This is a genomic window from Pseudoalteromonas sp. BSi20439, from assembly GCF_000241165.1.
GTDB lineage: Bacteria > Pseudomonadota > Gammaproteobacteria > Enterobacterales > Alteromonadaceae > Pseudoalteromonas.
In genome coordinates this window covers 1-1,097 of sequence record NZ_BADW01000075.1, presented here as the reverse complement: position 1 = coordinate 1,097, position 1,097 = coordinate 1, and the positions used below count along the sequence as shown (strand labels likewise).

Below are 1,097 nucleotides of genomic sequence, written 5' to 3'. Positions count from 1 at the left end.
TACTGGTTATAGTTAACAAGTGTTTAGAAGATTGTTTTGAGATGGATGATCCTTCTGAAGCCGAAGTTCACAATAAAGCACATGAAATTATCTATAAAAACCTATATGTAAAATTCGATGAACTCAATAACCAAAGAAGCAGATTTAAAGATGAGAGTGAAAATATATTCAAAGATGCTTTAGCTAAATACAGTTAATATAAGTTGAACATCAGAGTTGAGTAATAGGACTTACTCAACTCTGAGCTAGTACTTCTAAGTGTCACTAGTGGGCGACGGTAACGCCTTTGATATCTAAATTAAATACCCGCAACCTCTTTAATAAAACGGCTTACTACTATTTGAAGCTCTTTTTGTGCTCCCCATTGACTGTCATAAGCTTCAAACACATTAATTTGATCGTGATCAAATGAACTCTCTATGTTTTTTTCTGCTTGTTGATATTTTTCAATAGCAGTAATTAATTCAGCGTTAAGTAGAGGCTTGTAAACATTTAACGAGTCGGAAATTGTCATTTGGAACTTTTGGTTTATTTCAGCTGCACCCTCAGTGCAAGTATCATCAGGAATATTGTTCATAATATTAAATTCTTGGTCAGACAATTTAGATGAAACTTCTATAGCGTCGGCTAACGATTTAGATAGCTGAATTAGACTTTCTTTGTTTATTTCCCAAACTCGATCTTTTCTTTGTTTCCTGACTGAATCGAAGTGTATCGCGGTAGCCGTAATAGTTCCCGCTGCGATTATTAGGTTAAGAGTAAACGCATGATCAAAATTAAATTTAAGGTCAAAAACTAGATACCAGACAGTTAAACAAAAACCTGTTAGAAGACCGAGAATATATTTAACCATTTACACCTAGCTTAATTGATTTACAGAACATGTTTATAGCGAGTTAGTCGTATGTTTTCTTCAGTATTATCGCCCGTTCTTACTGACTATGGAAGCAAAATTAAGCTCGTAAAAAATATGAAAGACAGCTTCTTTTATAGCTGCCTTTTAGATGAAGTACAAACCTAGATACCAAAAGCGTAATGTCTGTCAAAGCTACTAAATATAAGTAGCTTTAACAGATATTACATTGATGTATCTTAGC

General features: G+C 33.5%; 2 protein-coding genes. One reads left to right on the top strand and one right to left on the bottom strand.

Annotated elements, in window-relative coordinates; all coding sequences use genetic code 11:
- Positions 1 to 197, top strand: a 197-nt coding sequence (locus tag P20439_RS07125; RefSeq protein ID WP_036933127.1) for a hypothetical protein, incomplete at its 5' end; no start/stop codon positions are given.
- Positions 198 to 298: 101 nt separating this feature from the next.
- Here the strand turns inward: P20439_RS07125 and P20439_RS07120 are convergent.
- Positions 299 to 853 carry a hypothetical protein gene (locus tag P20439_RS07120; protein ID WP_024596481.1) on the bottom strand — a complete coding sequence of 185 codons (555 nt, stop codon included), beginning with the start codon at positions 851 to 853 and terminating at the stop codon, positions 299 to 301.
- Between the last annotated feature and the right edge of the window lie 244 nt (positions 854 to 1,097).

Coding starts and splice junctions, on each gene's coding strand:
- P20439_RS07120 (WP_024596481.1), bottom strand. CDS start 853: ATGGTTAAATATATTCTCGGTCTTCTAACAGGTTTTTGTTTAACTGTC.